We start from the raw sequence: 19,992 nt of genomic DNA, 5'->3' as shown, positions 1-19,992 counted from the left end.
GCGCGTGCAAGCCCAGCCTTGCCCTCGCGTACCGACCCGGTGAAGCGTAGCAGTCTCCGGCCGGGTGTTCGTGGGAACACCCGGCCGGCACGGCACGAACGCCGCTCACAACACGGTATCTTCAGACACGGAAGCGCGTCACCAGCCCATTCAGATCGACCGCCAGGCGTGCCAGTTCCTGACTGGCGGCACTGGTCTGATTGGCGCCCGCGGACGTCTGCAGGGACAGGTCTCGAATATTGACCAGATTGCGATCCACCTCGCGTGCCACCTGCGCCTGCTCTTCCGAGGCGCTGGCGATCACCAGGTTGCGCTCGCTGATCTGACCGATCGCCTGGGCGATGGCGTCCAGCGCGGCGCCGGCGGCCTGTGCCACTTCCAGCGTAGTGCGGGCGCGCTGATTGCTCGCCTGCATCGCCTGTACGGCCTGGTCTGTACCCTGGGAAACATCGCCGATCATCTGCTCGATTTCCTGGGTCGACTGCTGCGTGCGATGCGCTAGCGCGCGCACCTCGTCGGCAACCACGGCGAATCCGCGTCCTGCATCACCTGCCCGCGCCGCCTCGATGGCGGCGTTGAGCGCCAGCAGATTGGTCTGCTCGGCAATCGCACGGATCACATCCAATACCTTGCTGATCTCGCGCACACGCCCGGCCAGTTGCTCGACCACCGTGGCGGTATGGGTGACGTCGTTCGCCAGCAGGCCGATGGAGTCGACGGTTCGGATTACCTGCTGGCGCCCCTGCTGCGCCGTCTCGTCGGATTCGCGCGAGGCTTCGGACGTAGCCACGGCATTGCGCGCCACCTCGTCGACCGCGGTGGTCATCTCGTTGACAGCGGTGGCAGCCTGCTCGATCTCGGTGTTCTGCTGGTGCAGGCCACGAGTGGAGTCCTCGGTCACCACATTCAGCTCCTCAGCCGCCGAGGCAAGCTGATTGGACGAATCGGAAATCCGCTGGATCGTCTCGCGCAGGCTGCCCTGCATCGCCTTCAGCGATATCAGCAGCCGCGCCGGCTCGTCGCTGCCGGCGATCTCGATTGGCTGGGACAGATCGCCACCGGCAACGACTTCCGCAACCTTCACCGCCTCCCCGAGCGGTTGCACGATGCTGCGGGTGAAGAGCCAGGCCAGCAACCAGGTCAGCAGCCCCGCAACCACCAGCATCGCGACCATCCAGGCACGCGCCTGGGTGAAATAGTCTTGCGCACTTCTGGCGGAAAGCTGGGCCTGGGTGTCATTGAACCTCACCAACTCGCGCACCGCCTCACTCATCGCCGAAGCCGTCTCGTTGAGCCGGGAGCCGACCACCTCTACCGCAGCATCCAGCTGCCCGCTGCTCTCCAGCCGCTGCACCTCATCGAGTACGCCATCGAAACGCTGGCGCGCTTTCACGTAGCCGTCGAAGAGCGTCTTTTCCTCAGACATGAAAATGGTTTTCGCATAGGCATCTTCCAGCGACTGCAGCTCGCTGCGGAATTTGCTGACGACCGCCCGGTTCGCCTCGAGGCGCGAGCGGTCGATCAACAGACGCAGCGTGTGGATGCGGAGGCGCAGCGTATGCTGATTGAGCTCACCCAGTGCGGTGATGCTCGGCAGCCACTGATTGCTGACCTTCGCCGCCTCATCGCGAATCATGGTCATCTGCCGCAGGGCGAAGACGCCCAGCAGCAGCACGATAAGCCCGATCAGGCCGAACCCCAGGGCCGAGCGCCTGGAGATATTCATATTGCGGATAAACATGGGACGTCCTCGCTCCATGACGAATGTTTCTGGCAGGCAGACTGCCAACTCGGTCACATTATCGGAGCGACTGTTACGAACCTTGAATAATTGACGTCAAGAAACCAACATTTTGCGACCAAAGGTCGAGTGGTCAACGCACGTCGAAACGCTGCTCCACGAGCTTGCGATCACCCTGGAACACCATGAAATGCCATTCGCCGCGCACCAGCTCGTGGTGTTCGGTGAATTCGAACGCCATCACGTCATCTGCCGCCCCCGGAACCAGCGCCTGCACCACTTCCAGCTTGTCGTGGCGTTCGCCGTCCGGGGTAACCAGGCCCGGCGTGAAATAGAGCAGCGTCAGCGGCGTATCGCCTTCGCGTTTGCCGGCCAGGCTGTAGCGCAAGCCGAACTTGGTGCCCAGCTTTGCCGGCACAACGGTGGTGCGCTCGATCGGCTGCTTGCCGGTGCGCAGGATGCGCTGCCCTGCCTCCAGTTCGCTCTGCGGGCTTTCGAACACACCGTATTCGACATCGCCGTTCAGGCGCACCTCAGCTATGGCACTACCGCCAAACAGCAAAGCGGCACTCAGGCAGATCACAGATTTCAGTCGCATAGCCAGCCTCTGATTCGTATGGAGAGGCTGGAGAATATGACGCGATCATTTCAGCGACGTGACACGCCCTCGTCGCCCGCGCCGGTGGGGGGCAGCAGCGCGAGGAAATTGTCCCGCGCCACCCGGCGCGCGGTCTTCTCCTTCAACGCATCGAGAAACGGCGCGAACGCCGCCATCCCCGTACCCAGGTTGTCGAAGTGTCCGACCACATCCGAGCCCAGTACGAAGCGCGTCGGATGCCGTTCGACCAGCGCCACCCATTCTGCGTCAGGCTTGCCGTCGCCATCGAGCAGATAGGGTTCGAGCATCGTCCAGGACAGATCGATGTAGAGATTGGGGTAGTCGTCGAGCAGCCGCTTCACCGTCGGCAAGAGGAACTCCAGTTTCTCCTGATGCCGATGCAGCTCCATGCTGGTACCGGCATGTGCCCAGATGAAGCGCGTATGCGGATGGTTGCGCAGCGGCTCTTCCAGCTCCTGCAAATAGAGCGGATTGCGCTCGCGCTTGGAGGTGATGTTGGAATGCAGCAGCACCGGCAGATCGAACTCGGCGGCCAGGTGATAGACCCGCGCGAGCGCCTCGTTGTTGGCGCGCGGCGTGTCGCCCTCGGTCAGCGCGGTGACGTCATCGTGACGGGTGAATATTTCGCCGATGCCCTGCCAGACCCCCGGATGCAGCTCGAGCATGCGGCGGATATGCGCATCGGCATTCTTGTCGTTGGGGTTGAACCCCGAGAGGAATGGATGAAAACGCTTGCGCTGCTCGGCGTCCAGCTCCTCCAGCGCCGCAGCGACCAGCACGTCGGTCGCGCTGTACCAGTACACCGGCGCGTCGTCACCGGCGTAATAGCGCGGACGCTTCGGTTCGTTCTCGTGCCACTTCTTCGCCACTGGAATGCCGCTGATCATCACGTGATCGATGCCTCCCGCGTCCATCGCCGCGAGCAGCTTGGGCATGCCATCGCTCTCCTGGAAAAAGTCGACGTAGTGCAAGTGGGCATCGCTGTAGCGATAGTCACGCGCCTGGGCGGTACAGGCCAGGCCGAACAGGCAGCAGGTGATGAAGCAGAAACGTACGATCGACAACTCAGGTCCTCCAGGCAACCAGCAGCCTGGTAGACCATGACGCCTGCCGACCGTTCGGCTTGGCGCATGGTTCGCACGGCACCATGAAGGCGATCGTGTGCAAGATTGCAGCTTGGCCAGATACCCCCATGGGTATTTGATCAGCATCAAACGAACCCCCGTTGACGCCCGCTAGGATCAGCGAATCGCTGCGCGGCAATGGCGCCGTCAGCATTCGCAACCTCGCTCCAAAGGAATCCAAGCATGGCCATGAAAACCATCAGTGCACGCGGACAGATGCAGGCTGGCATGAGCATCGAAGTGGAATGCGGACATCATCGTCTGGTGATGGACCAACCCAAGCATGCCGCCGGACAAGACCTCGGGCCGACGCCGTTGGAAGCCATCCTCGCTGCCGTTGCCGGTTGCTTCGGCACCATCGGCCGCTTCGTCGCCCATCAGCAGAAGATCGACCTGCGCGGCATGCGTTTCGAACTCGAGGCCGATTACGATCCGGCCGGGCTGCTCGGCCGTGACCCCGATGTGCGCCCAGGCTTCCAGGAGCTACGCGTGAAGGTCGACATCGACGCCGACCTGAGTCGTGCAGAAAAGCAGGCGCTGCTCGAGCTGATCGAACGACGCTGCCCAGTGGCCGACAACCTGGCGCACGGTACCCGACTGGTCAGCCAGTTGCTCTAGGCGAACATCATTTGTGAGTCCGTCGGTCCAGTGCCGCGAACGGAGTGCATCGGTACGAGTCAGTCATTGGGAACGTCTTCGGAGCTTCTCACCATGAACTCAACCTCCTCGAACCGATCCAGCCACAACGTGCATGGCTGGGAGCGCGCCGCCTCACTCGCCGGCGGCCTTTACCTAGTCGGCAAGGGCCTGCGCCGCGGCGGGCTGGGTGGCCTGTTGCAGCTGGCCATGGGCGGCATGGCGCTGACACGCGGCATAACGGGGCACTGCGAAGCCAAGCGCATCTTCAACGAGATCGATGAACAGGCCGGTATGGCCGAAGGAACATCCCGCCACCTGCCGCTGGAGCCGAGCGAATCCGATCGCCAGCGCCTGCGCAGCAATGCCCGAGCGGCGACTGCGACCGCGACGGTAACTGGCAATACGGGACTGGAAACGCCGGCAGGCGGTTCGACGGGCCTCGGCTAGACAGCAGGACGACGCACGCGCACCGCCCGGCGCTGTCGACGCACCGGGTGTGCTGCCGCGTCAGCTACTTCCTCGCGAGGCGGCTGTTCTTGCGCGGCGCACGCAGGCATGCAGCTCAGTGATTGCAGTCGGGACCGTGGACGTGGCCTTCGTCACCCTCCTCGATCGGCTCCATCTCCAGCTCCAGACTGACCAGATTGGTCGCTAGCGGACGCAGCAGCAGGTTGGCGTACTCGGTATCGCCCTCCTCCACGTCCACCCCGATCATCAGCTGGTTGTTGCCGACCTGTTGAATCCACACCTCACGGCCTTGCCAGATCACCGCAAAGCGGGTGCAGGATGTTTCCAGCTGGGTTCCGTCGACATCTTCCAGAACCAGTCGCAGGCTATCGCTCATTTGCAAATACTCTCGTTCGTTAAAAAAATCGCCGGCATCGCTGCCGGCGTTCAGCTGATGACGGCAGGCCCCGATCCAGCGGACCGGCCATGAAAAGCGCCAGTCCCTTTCACTCTGCCTGCATCCAGAAATCGTTCAGGCCTGGACCAGCGCGGCGATCGCCCGCTCGAACCGCTCCAGCCCTTCGTCGATGTCGGCATCCTCGATCACCAGGCTAGGCGCCAGGCGCACCACGTCCGGGCCGGCCTGCAGCACCATCAGGGCCTGCTTTTCCGCCGCCGCACAGAAGGCTCCCGCCTTGCCCTTCCACGCCTCGCTCAATACGCAGCCGATCAGCAGACCGCGGCCGCGCACCTGGCTGAACACACCGTAGCGCTCGCCGAGCTGCAGCAGCCGGGCCTTGAAGCGCTCGTGCCGCGCCTTGACCCCGTCGAGCACTTCCGGCGTGTTGACGATGTCCACCACCGTCTCCGCCACCGCGCAGGCCAGCGGATTGCCGCCGTAGGTGGTGCCGTGGGTGCCGACGCTCAAGTGCGCCGCCGCCTCGTTGGTGGTCAGCATGACGCCGATCGGGAAGCCGCCGCCCAGGCTCTTGGCATTGGTCAGCACGTCCGGCGTGACGCCGTAGTGCATGTAGTCGAACAGTTTGCCGGTGCGGCCCATGCCGGTCTGCACTTCGTCGAAGATCAGCAGCGCGTTGTGCTGGTCGCACAGCTGGCGCGCACCCTCCAGATAGGCCTGCTCGGCCGGCAGAATGCCGCTCTCGCCCTGAATCGGCTCCAGCACCACGGCGCAGGTCTTGTCGGAAATCGCTGCCTTCAGCGCGGCGAGATCGTTGTAGGGCACGTGGGTGATGCCCTCGATCTTCGGTCCGAAGCCATCGGAGTATTTCGCCTGGCCGCCCACGGTGACGGTGAACAGCGTACGCCCGTGGAAACTGTTGACTGCCGAGATGATCTCGAACTTCTGCGGACCGTAAACATCATGAGCGTAGCGGCGTGCCAGCTTGAACGCGGCCTCGTTGGCCTCGGCGCCGGAATTGCAGAAAAACGCGCGGTCGGCGAAGGTCGCGGCAACCAGCTTCTTCGCCAGGCGCAGCGCCGGTTCGTTGGTATAGATGTTAGAGACATGCCAGAGCTTGCCGGCTTGCTCGGTCAGCGCCGCCACCAGGGCCGGATGCGCATGGCCCAGCGCGTTGACCGCGATGCCGCCGGCGAAGTCCACCAGTTCTCGACCGTTCTGATCCCACACTCGCGAACCCAGACCGCGGACCGGCACGAAGGCCGCGGGGGCGAAGGTGGGAACAATGACCTGGTCGAAATCGGCGCGTTCTACCGGGGTATGCGGGGCGGACATCGGGGCTCTCCTGCGAGGCGACACGGATAGGAAATGAAAACGCCCCGCCAGCGGCGGGGCGTTACAGGCGCAGTGTAAACGCAGGATCACCGTGATTGCGCGGTCGCGAGAAAATTTCTCGCGCCGCAACGCAGTCGCTTACAAGGCGAAATGCTGCTGATCCAACTCGATTGCCTGATCGAGCGTTTCGAGCAGTGCCTTGCGGACCTTCAGCTTGGTATTGCGGTGCGCAACCATGTTGATCTTCTTCAGTTGCAACGCTGCCGCCTTGGCCACCGCCATGACTTCGCCCACCGGCACCACACGGTCGAGGAAGCCGGCCTGCAAGGCGCCCAGCGGGTCGAACAGCTCACCGTTGATCACCGAGCGCTGGAATGCCGCCTTGTCCAGCCGGTCGCGCGCCAGTTCGATACCGGCATGGTGCATCGTCATACCGATCTGCACTTCGTTGAGCCCGATATTGAAGGCCCCCTCGGCGCCGATACGGTAATCGGCCGCCAGCAGCAGAAACGCCCCTTTGGCGATGGCGTGCCCCGGACAGGCAACGATGATCGGGAACGGGTGAGCCAACATCCGGCGGGTGAAGCGCGATCCGGTCGCGACCAGGGCCATCGCGTTCTGCGGCCCGGAAGTCATCACCTTGAGGTCGTAGCCGCCGGACAGGATGCCCGGCTGCCCGGTCAGAATCACCACGGCGCGATCCTGCTCGGCGCGGTCCAGTGCAGCATTCAGCTCATCGAACATGGCGGGCGACAGCGCGTTGACCTTGCCGTTAGCGAGGGTCAGCGTCGCGATGCCGTCTTCGATCTGGTACGAAATCAGCTCACTCATGGCGAATTCCTTGTTCTTGAAGTGCGCAGACGTTACCCACCGCCACCGCCCCGGTAAAGCGCCAAGGCTGACCGAACGGTCACCGACGTGCCGCTATCCGAGCTCGAGTTCAGCCAGCGATTCGGGATGCAGGATGGCCTGTACCTGCGCATCGGCGATGAACACGCCGTACGCGCCGTCAGCCAGGCCATTGCCGATCCGGTAAGGCGTACCCTCGGCATCCACGGTGATACGCGCCAGGTCCAGGTAGCGGGGCGCGCAGGGATTCTTCTGCGCATCACGCAGCACCACGACCTTCGGCCGCAGCTGCAGTTGCAGATGCCGCTCCAGCACCAGCGCGACCTCGCCGGTGTGCAGCTCCACCAGCGAACCGACGGGAAAAACACCCAGCCAGCGAATGAATTCATCCACCAGACGGTCATCGAAATGTCGGTCGCTGCCGCCGCGCAGGACATCGTAGGCAGCCTGGATCGGCCGGGCGTGATCATAGACCCGGTGGCTGGTAATCGCATCGAAGGTGTCGACGATGGTCACCACGCGCGTGATGAAAGGGATCTGATTGCGATCGAGCCCCTGCGGGTAGCCACCGCCATCCAGCCGCTCGTGGTGACCGTAGGCCGCCTGCAACGCCGCCCCCGGAATGTCCGATTGCACGCACAGAGCCTGATAGCCGAACGACGGGTGCTGCTTGATGTGCTCGAACTCCTCGGCGGTGAGCTTTCCCGGCTTGTTCAGCACCTGCGGATCGATCTTCATCTTGCCGACATCGTGTAGCAGCCCGGCCATGCCGAGCAGCTCGATCCTGGCATCCGGCAGCCCGAGGTGCTTGCCGAATCCCATTGCCAGGATCGAGACCGACAGGCAATGCAGGCTGGTGTACAAATCCTGCGTCTTCAAGCGGGTCAGCCAGAGCATCGCACTCTCGTTGCGCAGCATGCTTTCCAGGTTGCGCCGGACCACCACATGGCACGCCTTGGTGTCGATCGGTCGCCCCAGCTGCACGCTGGCCAGTACCTGATCGATCAGTTGCGCACCCGCATGGAAGGCCTCGTGAGCGCGCTCGACCTCCTGCGAAAGCGGCGTGCTCGCTGCGCTGCGCTGCACTCGGCCGGGCGCAGCGGATAGCCCGCCTGGACCACTGTCATCCAGCGGCACGTAGCGGGTATCGTCGACATAGACATGCTCGCAGCGCTCACGCAACAGGCGAAGCTGTTCAGCCTCACGCAGGGCAAAGCCTTGGAACAGGAAATCCGTCTCGCGCCACGGGCGGTCAAGTTCGCAGACATACATGCCCAACTCCAGCTGGCCGACCGGAAGCCGCCGCCGGGTGGGCACATGGACGAAATCGCGATGCCTGCGCTTGTTCTCGAAAAACTTCACCTGACCGCTCCTGGCTCCCCTGCATCCCACCCCTGACATAGCTGAAACGCAGCGAGGGCGACAGTAAACCAGACGGCCGGTACCGCTCCATCGCAACTTTCCCGACACCGAAGCTGCTGCTTAAACGCATGAAAAAACTGAAAAAAGTTTTTGCCATCTGAATACTGTTCGGCTAAATTAGCGCGCCTCGACGGACAGCATGCCGTCGAGATCCGGTGAGGTGTCCGAGCGGTTGAAGGAGCACGCCTGGAAAGTGTGTATACGAGAAATCGTATCGAGGGTTCGAATCCCTCCCTCACCGCCAGACCATAAAGCTAAAGCCCTGAAAAATAAGTTTTTCGGGGCTTTTTGCTTTTTATCCTCCGCTGTAGGCGCTAAACCGCGCCATTTCCCAACTGCCTGACCAGCGCCGCGACCAGAATGCCAACGGCGATCGCCGGCAGCGGTTTTTTCACCATCAGCATGACCGCGGCGGTCGCCAGCAAGGCCAGCCGTGCGCCGAGATCCCCTTCCAGCGCCAGCGGCGCCAGCAGCGCCACCAGTACCGAGCCGGACATGGCACTGATGAAGCGCCGAACCCGCGCACCCAGCGGCACGAACGACATCACGTACACGCCGCCCCAGCGGGTCGCCAGGGTTACGCCGGCCATGACCAGCACCAGAATCAGCGCGCCAAGGCCGGTGGTTTCAACGCTCATTGGTTTTCTCCGCCCAGAACAGCCCGGCACCGCCACCCGCCAGCGCGCCCACGACGACGTGCGTGTTCTCCGGCAGGTACCGATAGGCCAGCAACGATGCGCAAGCGGCGACGCTCCAGATCGCCAGCGTGCGCAGATTCTTCTCGCCACCCACCACCATCGCCAGCAGGAAGCAGCCCATCACCATGTCCAGCCCCAGCTGTCTGGGCTCCTGGATGGCGCCACCGAACTGCACGCCCAACCAGGTACCCACGACCCAGAATGACCACAGCGCGATGCCGCCGCCCAGCAGCAAGCCGATACCGGGCTTGCCCCGGTTGAATGCCTGCAGCGACATCGCCCAGTTGGCATCGGACGCCACCAGCATCACCGCGTAGCGCTTGCCCGGTGGCAGCTGGCGCAGCCACGGATAAAGCGTCGCGCCCATCAGCAGATGGCGAGCATTGATCGCGAACACCGTGATCACCAGCGTGAACAGCGGCACCTGCGGGCCCCACAGTTCCAGCGTGGCGAACTGCGAAGCGCCGGCGAACACCAGCGTGCTCATGGCGATGATGGTCGAATCCTTCAGCCCCGCCTGTACCGCAGCGAGTCCGAAGGCAGCCCCGAACAAGGTGACGAAAAACGCCAGCGGCACGAGCTGGCGGAAACCGGTCCAGACCATTCGCCGGTCGAACTCATGCAGATTGGTATCGGCTTCGAACATCACGCAATCTCCGGTTGCTCTGCGCTGGCGCTCAGAGGTGCCGATCACTATGCATTCGGAGATTTGGCAAGAGAACCGCATACTTCAGCTACAAGCCATTCTCTTTTCAAATAGATAGGCGTACCGATGAATCATCAGGACCTGCAGATCGACTGGCTGAAATGCTTCGTGGCCGTGGTGGATGCCGGCTCGCTATCGGCCGCCGCGCCGCAGGTGCACCGTTCCCAGTCGGCAATCAGCATGCAGCTCAAGAAACTGGAAGCAGCCCTGGGCTGCCAACTGCTGCTGCGCGGGCCGCGCCAGCACCAGCTCACGCCGCAGGGGCAACTGCTGCTGGGCTACGCGCGCCGCATGCTCGACGTGCATGGCCAGGCGCAGGCGGCCTTTCATGGTGAGGAGCTGACCGGGCGCATCCGCCTCGGCGTGCCGGATGACTATGCCGCGCGCTACCTGACGCCCGTGCTCAGGCGTTTTGCGCCGCATCACGGCGCGGTGGAAATCGAGCTGATCTGCGAGCAGTCGACCGCACTGATTCCGCGCGTCGAGCGCGGCGACCTCGATCTGGCGCTGGTTTCGCGGGATCACCCGCGGCACGGCACGCTGCTGTTTCATGAACCGATGGTGTGGGTCGGCGCCGACTCGTTCCAGCTCTGGCGACGCGATCCGCTGCCCATCGCCGTCTACGAAGACGCCAGCCTGGCCAGGCGCAGCGCCATCCACTCCCTGGCGTTGCAGGGCCGCCGCTACAAGGTCGTGTACAACAGCTCCAGCCTGGCCGGGCAGATCGCCGCCGTCGAGAGCGGACTGGCCGTCGCGGTACTGACCCAGTGCAGCGCGCCGGCACACCTGCGGATACTTGGCCGCGACGAGGGTCTGGGGCCGCTGGAGCCGATGGAAGTCGCGGTTTACCGCAGCCGGGCCTCGCACGGCGCCAAGGCCGTGGACAGCCTGCATGATCTGCTGATCAAGACGCTGCGGCTCTCACCGGTCTGAGCGCCTCGCCCGCCACCTACGAAACCATCGCCGCCGCGCCAGCGGCCCGCACGGCCTGCGGGGTAAGGCGATGCAGGCTATAGCCGGCCTGCTTCTTCGCCGCGCGCTTGGCGTCCGAGGCAAGCGCGGCAAGACTGCCGGCGTCCAGCCCGTGCGGTTGCTCACCGTCCAGCAGCACCACGCCGATCGAGAGCGACAGCAGCGGGTAGCGCTCCGGTTGACCGGCCCGATCCTCCGCGACGAAGCAGCCTTCGGCCAGGTGATCGGCACGGTAGAACTGGCGTACCCGCTGCTCGAAATGAGCGAACAGGCGTTCAAGCCGCGCATGCCAGTCGTCGCAGCGCAGCACCAGCATGAAATCGTCACCGCCGATATGCCCGATGAACTCGCTGGCCGGGTCGATCGCATCGTTGAGGCACTGCGCCAGGCACAACAGCACCTCGTCGCCCTTGGCATACCCGTAGAGGTCGTTGAAGGGCTTGAAGTTGTCGACATCCACGTAGCAGATCGCTGCCTCGCAGTGCTGCTGCAACAGCCGCGACAGGCTCTGCTGGATCGGCACGTTGCCCGGCAGCAGCGTCAGTGGGTTGGCATGCCGCGCCTGCTGGATCTTCATTTCGGTGATCAGCTTGAGCAGGTCCATCACGCGCCCGAGCCCCTGGTAGCGGCCGTCGAGGGTAATGATGAAATCCTCGTCGACGCGCTGGCGAGCGCGGCTGGTCAACAGGCGGCTGACCTGCTGCAGCGACTGGCTGATTTCCACCGACAGGTAATCGGTGCTCATCAGGCGGCTGACCGGCTTGCGCGCCAGCAGCTCGGTGGCGAACGGCTTGAGCAGCGCATCGGAAATCAGATGCCGATGCACGATGCCGACCGGGCGCTGTGCATCGTCCAGCACGGCGAGAGAGCCGAGGCTCGGCTGCAGGCGGAAGATCTCCAGCAGCTCGGCGATCTGCCGTTCGGCGCCGATCGCCTGCTGCTCGATCAACAGCGGTGCCAGCGGCGAAGCGTTCTCCTGCGACTCGGCGGCCGCGGCAATCGCCGAGGGCAACACCTCCTCGGCATCGAGCAACGGCCGCTCCTGCGGACGTCCCAGCAGATAGCCCTGCACCAGATCGACGCCCATCTCCGTCAGCACGGCGAGTTCTTCGGGCAGCTCGATGCCTTCGGCGATCACCTCCGCCTTCGAAGCACGCGCGATGCGCAGGATCGACTCGACGAACTCGCGCTTGAGCCGGTCCTGATGGATGCCATCGATGAAGTAACGATCGATCTTCACGTAGTCGGGGCGCAGCTCAGACCACAAACGCAGGCTCGAATAACCCGCGCCGAGATCGTCCAGCGCGATCAGAAAGCCCATCGCCCGATAGTGGTGCAGGGCGGCATGCAGGACGTCGAAATCCTCGGTGGGCGTCTGCTCGGTGAGCTCGATCACCACCTGGCTGGCGGGAATTCCGTAGGTCTGCAGCAGTGCCAGCGTGCGTCCGGCACGATGCTCATCGTCGAGCAGCGAATCCGGGGAGGCATTGAGGAACAACTTGCCCGGCAGCGCGCCCTCACGGAAACGCCGGCAGGCGCTCTGCCGAAAACTCACCTCCAGCGCATCCAGACGCCCGGCGTGACGGGCCGCCGCCAGCAGGTTGATCGGCGAGTGCAGGGCACTGTTGGACGGCCCGCGGCTCAGCGCCTCGTAGCCCAGCACGCGGCGTTCGGACAGCGACACGATGGGCTGAAACAGCGTGGTGATGTCGCCGTGGGCAAGAATGCGGTCGAGTGTGCCCAACTGCTCGGTGACGGTCATGGAGGTTCTCGATGGCTTGGAAGACGCCGCGCATGACGGCGCAGCGTATTCCAAGCCCTCGACGTTGCAATCTGATGACAAGCTGGCAAATTGCAATCACAGAGTTCACGCCAGCCAGCCATGGCAGGTTACGGTCGCGCCGCACCACCGCCGGTCGGCCCGCCTTGGGTCGCGCCGTTACCGCCACCTGTTCCCATTCCACCCGTGGCACCGTTGGAGGGCGGAATCGGGGTCGGCGTGGTGGCGGGCCGGTCTGGCGCGAGCGGCCGTTCGTCGCGTGGATCGCCGCTGGCCGGGTCGTCGAGTCGCGGTACGCGCGGCGCGCGGCGCACATCGCTGGCGGGACGATCCGGCGCGGTGGCATCGCCGGCCGGCGCGCCGGAGGAGTCGATGTCCTGGTCGAGCTGCTGGCGCTGGCGCTGCATCTCCACCCCACTGCGCTGGCGCTCTTCGCGCATTTCCATGCCGCTGCGCTGACGTTGTTCCTCAAGGGGCGGGGCGTTTTGTGCCTGCGCCGGCGGTATTGCCACGACGCTCAGCAGGAACAGCGAAAGCGGATGAATCTTCATGGTGATGCCTCCACGGGTGGCTGTGCTGTTGCCGTTGGACAACAGGCAAACGGCGCGCGCTGCACCGTTCGCCAGCTGCACGCGGTACGGAACTTGCTGCGAACCCGCCAACCGGAGTCGATGTTGCGAACCGTGACGTTCGCACCATGCTGAGCGCGCATCGCATAGAGAAAATGACGCCACGATGATTGCCGCTAAAGACCTGCCAGCCACCTGCGCTTCGCGCCGGCTGGCGCATGTCGAGCGCGACGCGGCGCATTCAGAACAAGAAGAAGGCCACACGATGTTCAAGCAGAAAAAGTTCCGGCAGGCCACACTGATCCTCGTCGCCACTGCGGTGATATTGATCCTGCCCAACCTCACCCGGCTGTTCGGCTGAGGTACGCGGCGGGAAGTCAGCACGAGGACTCCGCCATGCGCCTGTTATCCCTCCTTCTCACCCTTTCGCTGAGCCTTCCGGCCGTGGCCGGCGAAATCGACCGCCCGGCCGCAGTCCAGGCGCTGCAGATGCCGGACACGCTGTTGATCGACGTGCGCAGCAGCGAAGAATTCGCCGAAGGCTCGATTCCGGGCGCCATCAACATCGAAGAATCCGCGCTGGCCGGCAGCATCGCCGAGGTCGCGCCCGACAAGGACGCCACCGTGGTGCTCTACTGCCGCACCGGGCGGCGCTCGTCGGTAGCGCAGGACGAGCTGCAGGCGCTGGGCTATCGCAACGTCATCAATGGCGGCGGCTACGAAGATTTGCTGCCGCTGCTGCCGCTCGACTGATTCGCCACGCAGCGCCCGTCCGCCGCACCCGCCTCCCACGCCTAGGGGAACTTCTCGGCGACAGGGGCTACTGAAAACCGTAGCCCTTTGCCCGCGCGCCACCCGGCGCGCGCCGTCGCCGTGGAGGATTCGAATCAATGAAGTGGGACGTTCTGCTGGACGAAACCCTGTGGGTCAACATCGCCATCGTCGCTGCCATCACCGTGGTCAGCTACGTACTGCTGCGCGCCATCCTGAAACTGGTCACCAACCGCCTGAAGCGCATGCTCAACGGTTCGCGCAGCGGCTTTGCCGGGATCGCCGCGCAGATGCTGGAGAACACCAGCAGTCTGCTGATTCTCGCCTTCTCGCTGCTGATCGGCCTGAAGGTGGTGGAGCTGCCCGAGCGTTGGGAATCGGCGATGTCCCACGGCTGGTTCGTCGCCCTGGCGTTCCAGATCGCCCTGTGGCTGGACACCGCGGTGCGCCTGTGGATGGAGAGCCTGACCCGTGACGGCAAGGCGCGCAATCCGGTGACCACCACCATCATCGGCATCATGCTGCGCCTGGTGGTGTGGACCATGATGCTGCTGTCGATCCTCGCCAACCTGGGCGTGAACATCACGGCGATGGTCGCCAGCCTCGGCGTCGGCGGCATCGCCATCGCGCTGGCCGTACAAACGCTGCTCAGCGACATCTTCGCCTCGCTGTCGATCGGCATCGACAAGCCGTTCGAGATCGGCGACTTCGTGGTGTTCGGCGAGGTGGCCGGCACCATCGAGCACATCGGCCTGAAGACCACGCGCATCCGCAGCCTGAGCGGCGAGCAGGTGGTGTGCGCCAATGCCGACCTGCTCAAGCAGATCCTGCACAACTACAAGCGCATGAACACCCGCCGCATCGTCTTCAAGTTCGGCATCTCCTACAGGACACCGTCGGCCAAGGTTCGCGAGGTGAGCGCGCTGGTGCGGCGCATCATCGAGGGGCTGGAGAACGTCAAGTTCGACCGCGCGCACTTCCTCTCCTTCGACGAAAGCCAGCTGACGTTCGAGGTCGTCTACATCATGCAGACGTCCGACTACAACAAGTACATGGACGTGCAGCAGGAGATCAATCTCGCGCTCCTCGACGGTCTGAAGGAGCTGGAAGTGGACTTCGCCCACCCGACCCGCCGGATCGAATTCATCGGCGGCAGCTTCCCGGAACTGAGCGTTGCCGGGCTCTCAGCCGGGCACGCGGACGCAAGCCCGACGCGCGAGCAGGCCGGGCCGCGGCTGGCGCCCGGCCGCTGAGGCGGGCGGCTCAGCCGCGGTGCATCGCCCGGTTCGCATCCACCAGCTGCTGCACCACTGCCGGATCGGCCAGCGTCGAGGTATCGCCCAGGCTGTCGTAGTCCTGCGTGGCGATCTTGCGCAGCAGGCGGCGCATGATCTTGCCCGAGCGCGTCTTCGGCAACCCGGGCGCCCACTGGATCGTGTCCGGCACCGCAATCGGGCCGATCTGCCGGCGCACCCACTGCTGCAGCTCCTGACGCAACCGGTCGCTCGGCTCGACGCCTGCCACCAAGGTCACAAAGACGTAGATGCCCTGCCCCTTGAGCGCATGCGGCACCCCCACCACCGCTGCCTCGGCGACGTTCGGGTGAGCGACCAGGGCGCTCTCGATCTCCGCCGTACCCATGCGATGGCCGGAGACGTTGAGCACGTCATCCACCCGCCCGGTGATCCAGTAGTAGCCATCCTCGTCGCGCCGCGCCCCGTCGCCGGTGAAGTACATGCCGCGGAAGGTCTTGAAGTAGGTGTCGACGAAACGGTCGTGATCCTTGTAGATGGTGCGCATCTGGCCCGGCCAGGAATCGAGGATCACCAGATTGCCCTCCGCCGGCCCCTCCAGCAGGTTGCCGAGATTGTCCACCAGCCCCGCCACCACGCCGAAGAACGGCCGCGTCGCCGAGCCGGGTTTGAGCGCGGTGGCGCCCGGCAACGGGCTGATGAGGATGCCGCCGGTCTCGGTCTGCCACCAGGTATCGACAATCGGGCAGCGCGACTGGCCGACCGTCTCGTAGTACCAGTGCCAGGCCTCGGGGTTGATCGGCTCACCGACGCTGCCGAGCAGGCGCAGGCTGGAACCGTCGGCGCCCCGCACCGCCGCGTCGCCCTCGGCCATCATCGCGCGGATCGCCGTTGGCGCCGTGTAGAGGATGTTGACCTTGTGTTTGTCGATGATCTGCGCGATGCGGGTGACGTCCGGGTGATTCGGCACGCCCTCATACATCAGCGTGGTCGCGCCGTTGGCCAGCGGGCCGTAGATCAGGTAGCTGTGCCCGGTGATCCAGCCGATATCGGCGGTGCACCAGTAGATTTCGCCGGGCCGATAGTCGAACACCCGCTCGTGAGTCAGCGCGGCGTACAGCAGGTAGCCGCCGCAGGTGTGCAGCACGCCCTTGGGTTTGCCGGTGGAACCGGAGGTGTAGAGGATGAACAGCGGCTCCTCGGCGCCCATCTCCTTCGGCGCGCAGACTTCGCCGGCCACCCGCATGAGGTCGTCGTAGCTGATGTCGCGATGCTTGTGCCAGCGGATATCGGCGCCGGTCCGGCGTACCACGATGATCTTCTGCACGCAGCCGGTCTGCGGGTTGGTCAGCGCCTCGTCGACGTTCTCCTTCAGCGGCACGGCCTTGCCGCCGCGCAAACCTTCGTCGGCGGTGATCACCACTTTCGACTGGCCGTCGATGATGCGCCCCGCCAGCGCCTCCGGCGAAAAGCCACCGAACACCACCGAGTGGATCGCGCCGATGCGCGCGCAGGCCAGCATCGCCACGGCCGCCTCGGGAATCATCGGCATGTAGAGGGTCACCACGTCGCCCCGATGCACATCCTGGCCACGCAGGGCGTTGGCGAACTTGCTGACTTCGCGGTGCAGCTCACGGTAGGTGATCTCGCGGTGTTCGGAAGGGTCATCGCCCTCCCAGATGATCGCCACCTGATCGCCGCGCTCGTCCAGATGGCGATCCAGGCAGTTGGCCGCGACGTTGAGCGTGCCGTCGGCGAACCATTTGATATCAACATGGTGATCGTCGAAGGAGGTGCGTTTGACCTCGGTGAACGGCTTGATCCAGTCCAGCCGCGCGGCCTGCTCGCGCCAGAAGCCGTCGGGATTGATGACCGATTGCTGGTACAGCGCCTTGTAGGTGGCTTCGTCGGTCAGCGTGTGGGCGGCCGCCTCGGGCCGTACGGGATAGAGTGACGCAGCATTCATGGGGAATTACCTCATGTCGGTCCGGTAACGCTTCATCAAGTTGTGCAAACCCTGTCCTACAGGCGAACCCTACGAACCCGAGTGACTGGCGGGACTGCGCGTACGCAATCCTGGCAAGCCGACAACCAAACGCCTGACGACATGTTCGCCGCACACCGACCGCTCACGGTGGCGGATGACTAGAGGATAGACAGTGGATCGGCCGCGCATTTCCCTGCGCTCGACGGGAGAACGCCGCCGACAGGCGCAATCACCCCACCGTACGCGGCGGCGTGGCGTGCGCGGGCGGTCGCGGCGTCTGTCGGAACTGCCGGCGACGAGACGACTTTTGCGAGGCAAAAAAAAAGGGCGACCCCATTCAGGACCGCCCGTCCAACCAGTTAACCGGTTAGCACACACTTAATATCGGATCACGCAGATTCGATGCCGGCCATTGTGCGGCGCCGCTGGAGCGACGGACACTGCACGTTGGTCTAACAGACCATCGTCACCCTCTGCCTCAGCTCTCGCGGTTCGCCGCGCGAGCCGCTTCGATCAGATCCTTGCCGATCTCGTCCTCATACTTCTTCCAGGCCGGCTGCACCGCCTCGCGCCAGCGGGCACGCTGCTCGTCGGTCAGCACCAGGATCTCGCTCTTGCCCGAGTCGATGACGCCCTGCTTGGCCTTCTCGTTCAGCGCCTCGGCCTGGCGGTTCACCTCCACGGTGACCTCGTCGATGATCGCTTCCAGCTCGCCGCGCACCTCTGCCGGCAGGCCGTTCCAGAACTGGGTGTTGGTGATCAGCAGGTAGTTGCCGATGCCGTGGCCGGACTCGGTGATGTACTTCTGCACCTCGTGGTACTTCTGGCTGTAGATGTTCGACCAGGGATTGTCCTGGGCATTGACCACGCCGGTCTGCAGGCCTTGGTAGATCTCAGCGAAGGCCATCTTGCGCGGCACCGCCCGCAGGGCGGTGTACTGGGCGGCCTGCAGATCCGAAGGCTGTACGCGGAATTTCAGCCCGCGGGCGTCGGCCGGCTCGCGCAGCGGCTTGTTGGCGGTGAAGTGGCGCATGCCGTTGAGCCAGTAGGCCAGGCCGGTGATGCCCTTGTCCTCCATGGATTTGAGCATGGCGCGCCCCTTGTCCGACTGCTGGAAGCGCTGCGCCGCGGCCATGTCGTCGAACAGGAACATCAGGTCGAACAGCTGCAGCTGCTTGGTGTACTGCTCGAGCTTCGACGGGGCCGGCGCCAGCAGCTGCACCTCGTTCATCAGCAGTGCTTCCATCTCCTTGCCGTCGCCGTACAGCGAGGAGTTGGCGAATACCTGCACTTCCACCTGGCCGGGCAGGCGCTCTTCCACGAGCTTCTTGAACATCAGCGCGCCCTGACCCTTCGGCGTGCTGTCGGCGGTGATATGGGAGAACTTGATCAGGATCGGATCGGCCTGGGCGCCGAGGACGGTGAACAGTGCCGAAGCGGCGAGCAGACGGGTGATGCCACGGGTGAGTCGTGCCATGGGGAGCTCCGTTTTGTAGTTGTGTGAGCCATATCGCTGGCCCGACTCTACCCCGCTGCCCCCTCGGGCTGAATTGCTAATTGGCCAAGCGCGACTTCGCGTTTGGCGAAGGCCGTGACGCGATCGCGCCGCCGAACGGCTTCGTTCAGGCCTGGCCTTCGCGAAGCGTGAGGTGCTCGAGCATCTGCCGGGCAGTCACCGACAGGCTTTCCAGGTTGCGCACGCCGAGCTTCAGTTCACGCCGCGCCCAGACATCGGTCAGCGGCACCATCGCCACGTCCAGCGCCGGCAGGTAGTTGCGCACCACCTGCTCGGGCAGCACGCCGATGCCCATGCCGGTGTGGATCATCCGGCAGATCGCCTCGAAGCTGCGCACCTGGATGCGCAGGCGCAGCGGCATGCCCATCTGCTGTGCCGACTGCTGCAGCAGGGCATGCAGTGAGGCGTCCTGCTGCAGGCCAATGAAGTCGAAGCCTGCCGCCTCGCGCAGTGCAATGCATTCGCGGCCGGCCAGCGGATGCTCGCGTGGCGTGACCAGCACCAGCCGATCCTCGCGGTAGGGAAACACCTGCAGGTCCTCGGCCGGCATGTGCCCGGCGAAGATGCCGATATCGGTCAGCCCCTCGCGCAGGGCGCGCAGGGTGTCACTGCTGACGCGCTCCTCCAGGTCGATCTTCACTTCCGGGTGCTGGCGAGCGAAGGCGCTCAGGTCTTCGGGCAGAAACTCGATCACTGCCGAGGTGTTGGCGTGGATGCGCACATGGCCCTTCACGCCCTGGCTGAACTCGCTGAGGTCAGCGTCCAGCTGCTGCAGGTTGTCCAGCAGGTTGCGCGCGTGGTGCAGCAGCGCGTGGCCGGCCGGCGTCAGCTCGACGCCCTTGGGCTGGCGATAGAGCAGGCTGACGCCGAGCTGCCCTTCCAGATCGCTGACGCGCTTGCTCACCGCTGCCAGCGCCAGATGCTCGCGCTCGGCGGCGCGGGTCAGGCTACGGGTCTCGGCGATGGCGACGAACAGCCGAAGGGTGACGAAATCGATGCGGCGCATGGGCAAGCTTCCGTATTCGCGGGTGACGAAGCATGCACCTATTCCCGCCGCTATTCCACGGCCCAACGTCTCCCGGCTTCGTGTAGCGCGAAGCCATGCTTGGCCAACGACCAATTGTCCACTGCCGATGTGTCGGTCAT

20 protein-coding genes, 1 tRNA gene and 1 pseudogene are annotated in these 19,992 nt (G+C 64.5%); 7 read left to right on the top strand and 15 right to left on the bottom strand.

The annotated features are described in order from the left end of the window. Positions 1-121: 121 nt before the first annotated feature. The 4 genes and pseudogenes from U8L64_RS08585 to U8L64_RS08575 all read right to left on the bottom strand — a co-directional run bounded on the left by U8L64_RS08585 (position 122) and on the right by U8L64_RS08575 (position 3,418). Entirely contained in the window at positions 122-1,174 is a 1,053-nt protein-coding gene (locus tag U8L64_RS08585) for a methyl-accepting chemotaxis protein (RefSeq protein ID WP_442965281.1), read from the bottom strand. Positions 1,175-1,210: 36 nt separating this feature from the next. After that, a pseudogene (locus tag U8L64_RS20325) lies at positions 1,211-1,726 on the bottom strand (MCP four helix bundle domain-containing protein); the annotation flags it as partial. A gap of 148 nt (positions 1,727-1,874) precedes the next feature. Next, positions 1,875-2,339 (bottom strand): DUF3859 domain-containing protein, encoded by a 465-nt coding sequence (locus tag U8L64_RS08580; protein ID WP_043297138.1) that lies wholly within the window; start codon positions 2,337-2,339, stop codon positions 1,875-1,877. A 50-nt stretch (positions 2,340-2,389) separates the two neighbouring features. Then, complete coding sequence (locus U8L64_RS08575) at positions 2,390-3,418, bottom strand: amidohydrolase family protein (RefSeq protein WP_231736874.1); 1,029 nt, start codon at positions 3,416-3,418, stop codon at positions 2,390-2,392. A gap of 249 nt (positions 3,419-3,667) precedes the next feature. Here U8L64_RS08575 and U8L64_RS08570 point away from each other — a divergent pair, with 249 nt between their 5' ends. Further along, positions 3,668-4,102 carry an OsmC family protein gene (locus U8L64_RS08570; RefSeq protein WP_043297140.1) on the top strand — a complete coding sequence of 145 codons (435 nt, stop codon included), beginning with the start codon at positions 3,668-3,670 and terminating at the stop codon, positions 4,100-4,102. A 93-nt stretch (positions 4,103-4,195) separates the two neighbouring features. After that, positions 4,196-4,570, top strand: a complete 375-nt coding sequence (locus tag U8L64_RS08565) for a YgaP-like transmembrane domain (RefSeq protein WP_043297141.1) — start codon at positions 4,196-4,198, stop codon at positions 4,568-4,570. Between the two features lie 115 nt (positions 4,571-4,685). On the opposite strand, the gene U8L64_RS08560 is transcribed toward U8L64_RS08565, so the two are convergent. From U8L64_RS08560 to U8L64_RS08545, 4 genes are all read right to left on the bottom strand, one after another. Further along, on the bottom strand, positions 4,686-4,967 hold the full coding sequence (locus U8L64_RS08560; protein ID WP_043297142.1) for a hypothetical protein: 282 nt from the start codon (positions 4,965-4,967) through the stop codon (positions 4,686-4,688). Between the two features lie 135 nt (positions 4,968-5,102). After that, positions 5,103-6,323, bottom strand: coding sequence for an aspartate aminotransferase family protein (locus U8L64_RS08555; protein ID WP_043297143.1), 1,221 nt, complete (start codon positions 6,321-6,323; stop codon positions 5,103-5,105). Between the two features lie 138 nt (positions 6,324-6,461). Beyond that, a complete protein-coding gene (locus tag U8L64_RS08550; protein ID WP_138300093.1) occupies positions 6,462-7,154 on the bottom strand; it encodes a crotonase/enoyl-CoA hydratase family protein in 693 nt (230 codons plus the stop codon). 93 nt (positions 7,155-7,247) lie between these two features. After that, entirely contained in the window at positions 7,248-8,534 is a 1,287-nt protein-coding gene (locus U8L64_RS08545; RefSeq protein ID WP_077683016.1) for an HD-GYP domain-containing protein, read from the bottom strand. Between the two features lie 214 nt (positions 8,535-8,748). Here U8L64_RS08545 and U8L64_RS08540 point away from each other — a divergent pair. Continuing rightward, positions 8,749-8,838 (top strand) — tRNA-Ser (locus U8L64_RS08540). Between the two features lie 70 nt (positions 8,839-8,908). Here the strand turns inward: U8L64_RS08540 and U8L64_RS08535 are convergent. Both U8L64_RS08535 and U8L64_RS08530 read right to left on the bottom strand, forming a co-directional pair. Next, positions 8,909-9,232, bottom strand: coding sequence for an AzlD family protein (locus U8L64_RS08535; RefSeq protein ID WP_043297146.1), 324 nt, complete (start codon positions 9,230-9,232; stop codon positions 8,909-8,911). Then, positions 9,222-9,938, bottom strand: coding sequence for an AzlC family ABC transporter permease (locus tag U8L64_RS08530; RefSeq protein ID WP_333396148.1), 717 nt, complete (start codon positions 9,936-9,938; stop codon positions 9,222-9,224). Before U8L64_RS08530 ends, U8L64_RS08535 begins: the two co-directional genes overlap by 11 nt. A 126-nt stretch (positions 9,939-10,064) precedes the next feature. On the opposite strand from U8L64_RS08530, the gene U8L64_RS08525 reads away from it, so the two are divergent. Further along, positions 10,065-10,931 carry a LysR family transcriptional regulator gene (locus U8L64_RS08525; protein WP_043297147.1) on the top strand — a complete coding sequence of 289 codons (867 nt, stop codon included), beginning with the start codon at positions 10,065-10,067 and terminating at the stop codon, positions 10,929-10,931. Positions 10,932-10,947: 16 nt separating this feature from the next. Here the strand turns inward: U8L64_RS08525 and U8L64_RS08520 are convergent, their stop codons facing one another. After that, positions 10,948-12,732, bottom strand: a complete 1,785-nt coding sequence (locus U8L64_RS08520) for a bifunctional diguanylate cyclase/phosphodiesterase (RefSeq protein ID WP_156714879.1) — start codon at positions 12,730-12,732, stop codon at positions 10,948-10,950. Between the two features lie 128 nt (positions 12,733-12,860). Next, positions 12,861-13,301 carry a hypothetical protein gene (locus U8L64_RS08515; protein ID WP_054093226.1) on the bottom strand — a complete coding sequence of 147 codons (441 nt, stop codon included), beginning with the start codon at positions 13,299-13,301 and terminating at the stop codon, positions 12,861-12,863. A 184-nt stretch (positions 13,302-13,485) separates the two neighbouring features. On the opposite strand from U8L64_RS08515, the gene U8L64_RS08510 reads away from it, so the two are divergent. The 3 genes from U8L64_RS08510 to U8L64_RS08500 all read left to right on the top strand — a co-directional run bounded on the left by U8L64_RS08510 (position 13,486) and on the right by U8L64_RS08500 (position 15,343). Further along, positions 13,486-13,680: a hypothetical protein gene (locus U8L64_RS08510; RefSeq protein ID WP_043297150.1), complete on the top strand. Its 195-nt coding sequence runs from the start codon at positions 13,486-13,488 to the stop codon at positions 13,678-13,680. Between the two features lie 35 nt (positions 13,681-13,715). After that, positions 13,716-14,072, top strand: a complete 357-nt coding sequence (locus U8L64_RS08505) for a rhodanese-like domain-containing protein (protein ID WP_333396142.1) — start codon at positions 13,716-13,718, stop codon at positions 14,070-14,072. Between the two features lie 137 nt (positions 14,073-14,209). Continuing rightward, positions 14,210-15,343, top strand: coding sequence for a mechanosensitive ion channel family protein (locus U8L64_RS08500; RefSeq protein WP_333396139.1), 1,134 nt, complete (start codon positions 14,210-14,212; stop codon positions 15,341-15,343). 10 nt (positions 15,344-15,353) lie between these two features. On the opposite strand, the gene acs is transcribed toward U8L64_RS08500, so the two are convergent. The 3 genes from acs to U8L64_RS08485 form a co-directional block, all read right to left on the bottom strand. Then, positions 15,354-17,309: an acetate--CoA ligase gene (gene acs / locus U8L64_RS08495; protein WP_043297153.1), complete on the bottom strand. Its 1,956-nt coding sequence runs from the start codon at positions 17,307-17,309 to the stop codon at positions 15,354-15,356. A gap of 499 nt (positions 17,310-17,808) precedes the next feature. After that, positions 17,809-18,807 carry a TRAP transporter substrate-binding protein gene (locus tag U8L64_RS08490; protein ID WP_333396136.1) on the bottom strand — a complete coding sequence of 333 codons (999 nt, stop codon included), beginning with the start codon at positions 18,805-18,807 and terminating at the stop codon, positions 17,809-17,811. Between the two features lie 145 nt (positions 18,808-18,952). Continuing rightward, entirely contained in the window at positions 18,953-19,852 is a 900-nt protein-coding gene (locus U8L64_RS08485; RefSeq protein WP_200599790.1) for a LysR family transcriptional regulator, read from the bottom strand. Positions 19,853-19,992 lie beyond the last annotated feature (140 nt).

Origin of the sequence: Pseudomonas sp. FIP_A4 (assembly GCF_036701605.1) — a bacterium.
Classification (GTDB): Bacteria; Pseudomonadota; Gammaproteobacteria; order Pseudomonadales; family Pseudomonadaceae; genus Stutzerimonas; species Stutzerimonas phenolilytica.
This window is presented reverse-complemented; position numbering and strand designations above follow the sequence as displayed.

Bases quoted from the DNA above. Each gene is read 5' to 3' on its own strand.
- U8L64_RS08585 (WP_442965281.1), bottom strand. From the start codon at position 1,174: ATGGTCGCGATGCTGGTGGTTGCGGGGCTGCTGACCTGGTTGCTGGCC.
- U8L64_RS08580 (WP_043297138.1), bottom strand. From the start codon at position 2,339: ATGCGACTGAAATCTGTGATCTGCCTGAGTGCCGCTTTGCTGTTTGGC.
- U8L64_RS08570 (WP_043297140.1), top strand. From the start codon at position 3,668: ATGGCCATGAAAACCATCAGTGCACGCGGACAGATGCAGGCTGGCATG.
- U8L64_RS08565 (WP_043297141.1), top strand. From the start codon at position 4,196: ATGAACTCAACCTCCTCGAACCGATCCAGCCACAACGTGCATGGCTGG.
- U8L64_RS08560 (WP_043297142.1), bottom strand. From the start codon at position 4,967: ATGAGCGATAGCCTGCGACTGGTTCTGGAAGATGTCGACGGAACCCAG.
- U8L64_RS08555 (WP_043297143.1), bottom strand. From the start codon at position 6,323: ATGTCCGCCCCGCATACCCCGGTAGAACGCGCCGATTTCGACCAGGTC.
- U8L64_RS08550 (WP_138300093.1), bottom strand. From the start codon at position 7,154: ATGAGTGAGCTGATTTCGTACCAGATCGAAGACGGCATCGCGACGCTG.
- U8L64_RS08535 (WP_043297146.1), bottom strand. From the start codon at position 9,232: ATGAGCGTTGAAACCACCGGCCTTGGCGCGCTGATTCTGGTGCTGGTC.
- U8L64_RS08530 (WP_333396148.1), bottom strand. From the start codon at position 9,938: ATGTTCGAAGCCGATACCAATCTGCATGAGTTCGACCGGCGAATGGTC.
- U8L64_RS08525 (WP_043297147.1), top strand. From the start codon at position 10,065: ATGAATCATCAGGACCTGCAGATCGACTGGCTGAAATGCTTCGTGGCC.
- U8L64_RS08520 (WP_156714879.1), bottom strand. From the start codon at position 12,732: ATGACCGTCACCGAGCAGTTGGGCACACTCGACCGCATTCTTGCCCAC.
- U8L64_RS08515 (WP_054093226.1), bottom strand. From the start codon at position 13,301: ATGAAGATTCATCCGCTTTCGCTGTTCCTGCTGAGCGTCGTGGCAATA.
- U8L64_RS08510 (WP_043297150.1), top strand. From the start codon at position 13,486: ATGATTGCCGCTAAAGACCTGCCAGCCACCTGCGCTTCGCGCCGGCTG.
- U8L64_RS08505 (WP_333396142.1), top strand. From the start codon at position 13,716: ATGCGCCTGTTATCCCTCCTTCTCACCCTTTCGCTGAGCCTTCCGGCC.
- U8L64_RS08500 (WP_333396139.1), top strand. From the start codon at position 14,210: ATGAAGTGGGACGTTCTGCTGGACGAAACCCTGTGGGTCAACATCGCC.
- acs (WP_043297153.1), bottom strand. From the start codon at position 17,309: ATGAATGCTGCGTCACTCTATCCCGTACGGCCCGAGGCGGCCGCCCAC.
- U8L64_RS08490 (WP_333396136.1), bottom strand. From the start codon at position 18,807: ATGGCACGACTCACCCGTGGCATCACCCGTCTGCTCGCCGCTTCGGCA.
- U8L64_RS08485 (WP_200599790.1), bottom strand. From the start codon at position 19,852: ATGCGCCGCATCGATTTCGTCACCCTTCGGCTGTTCGTCGCCATCGCC.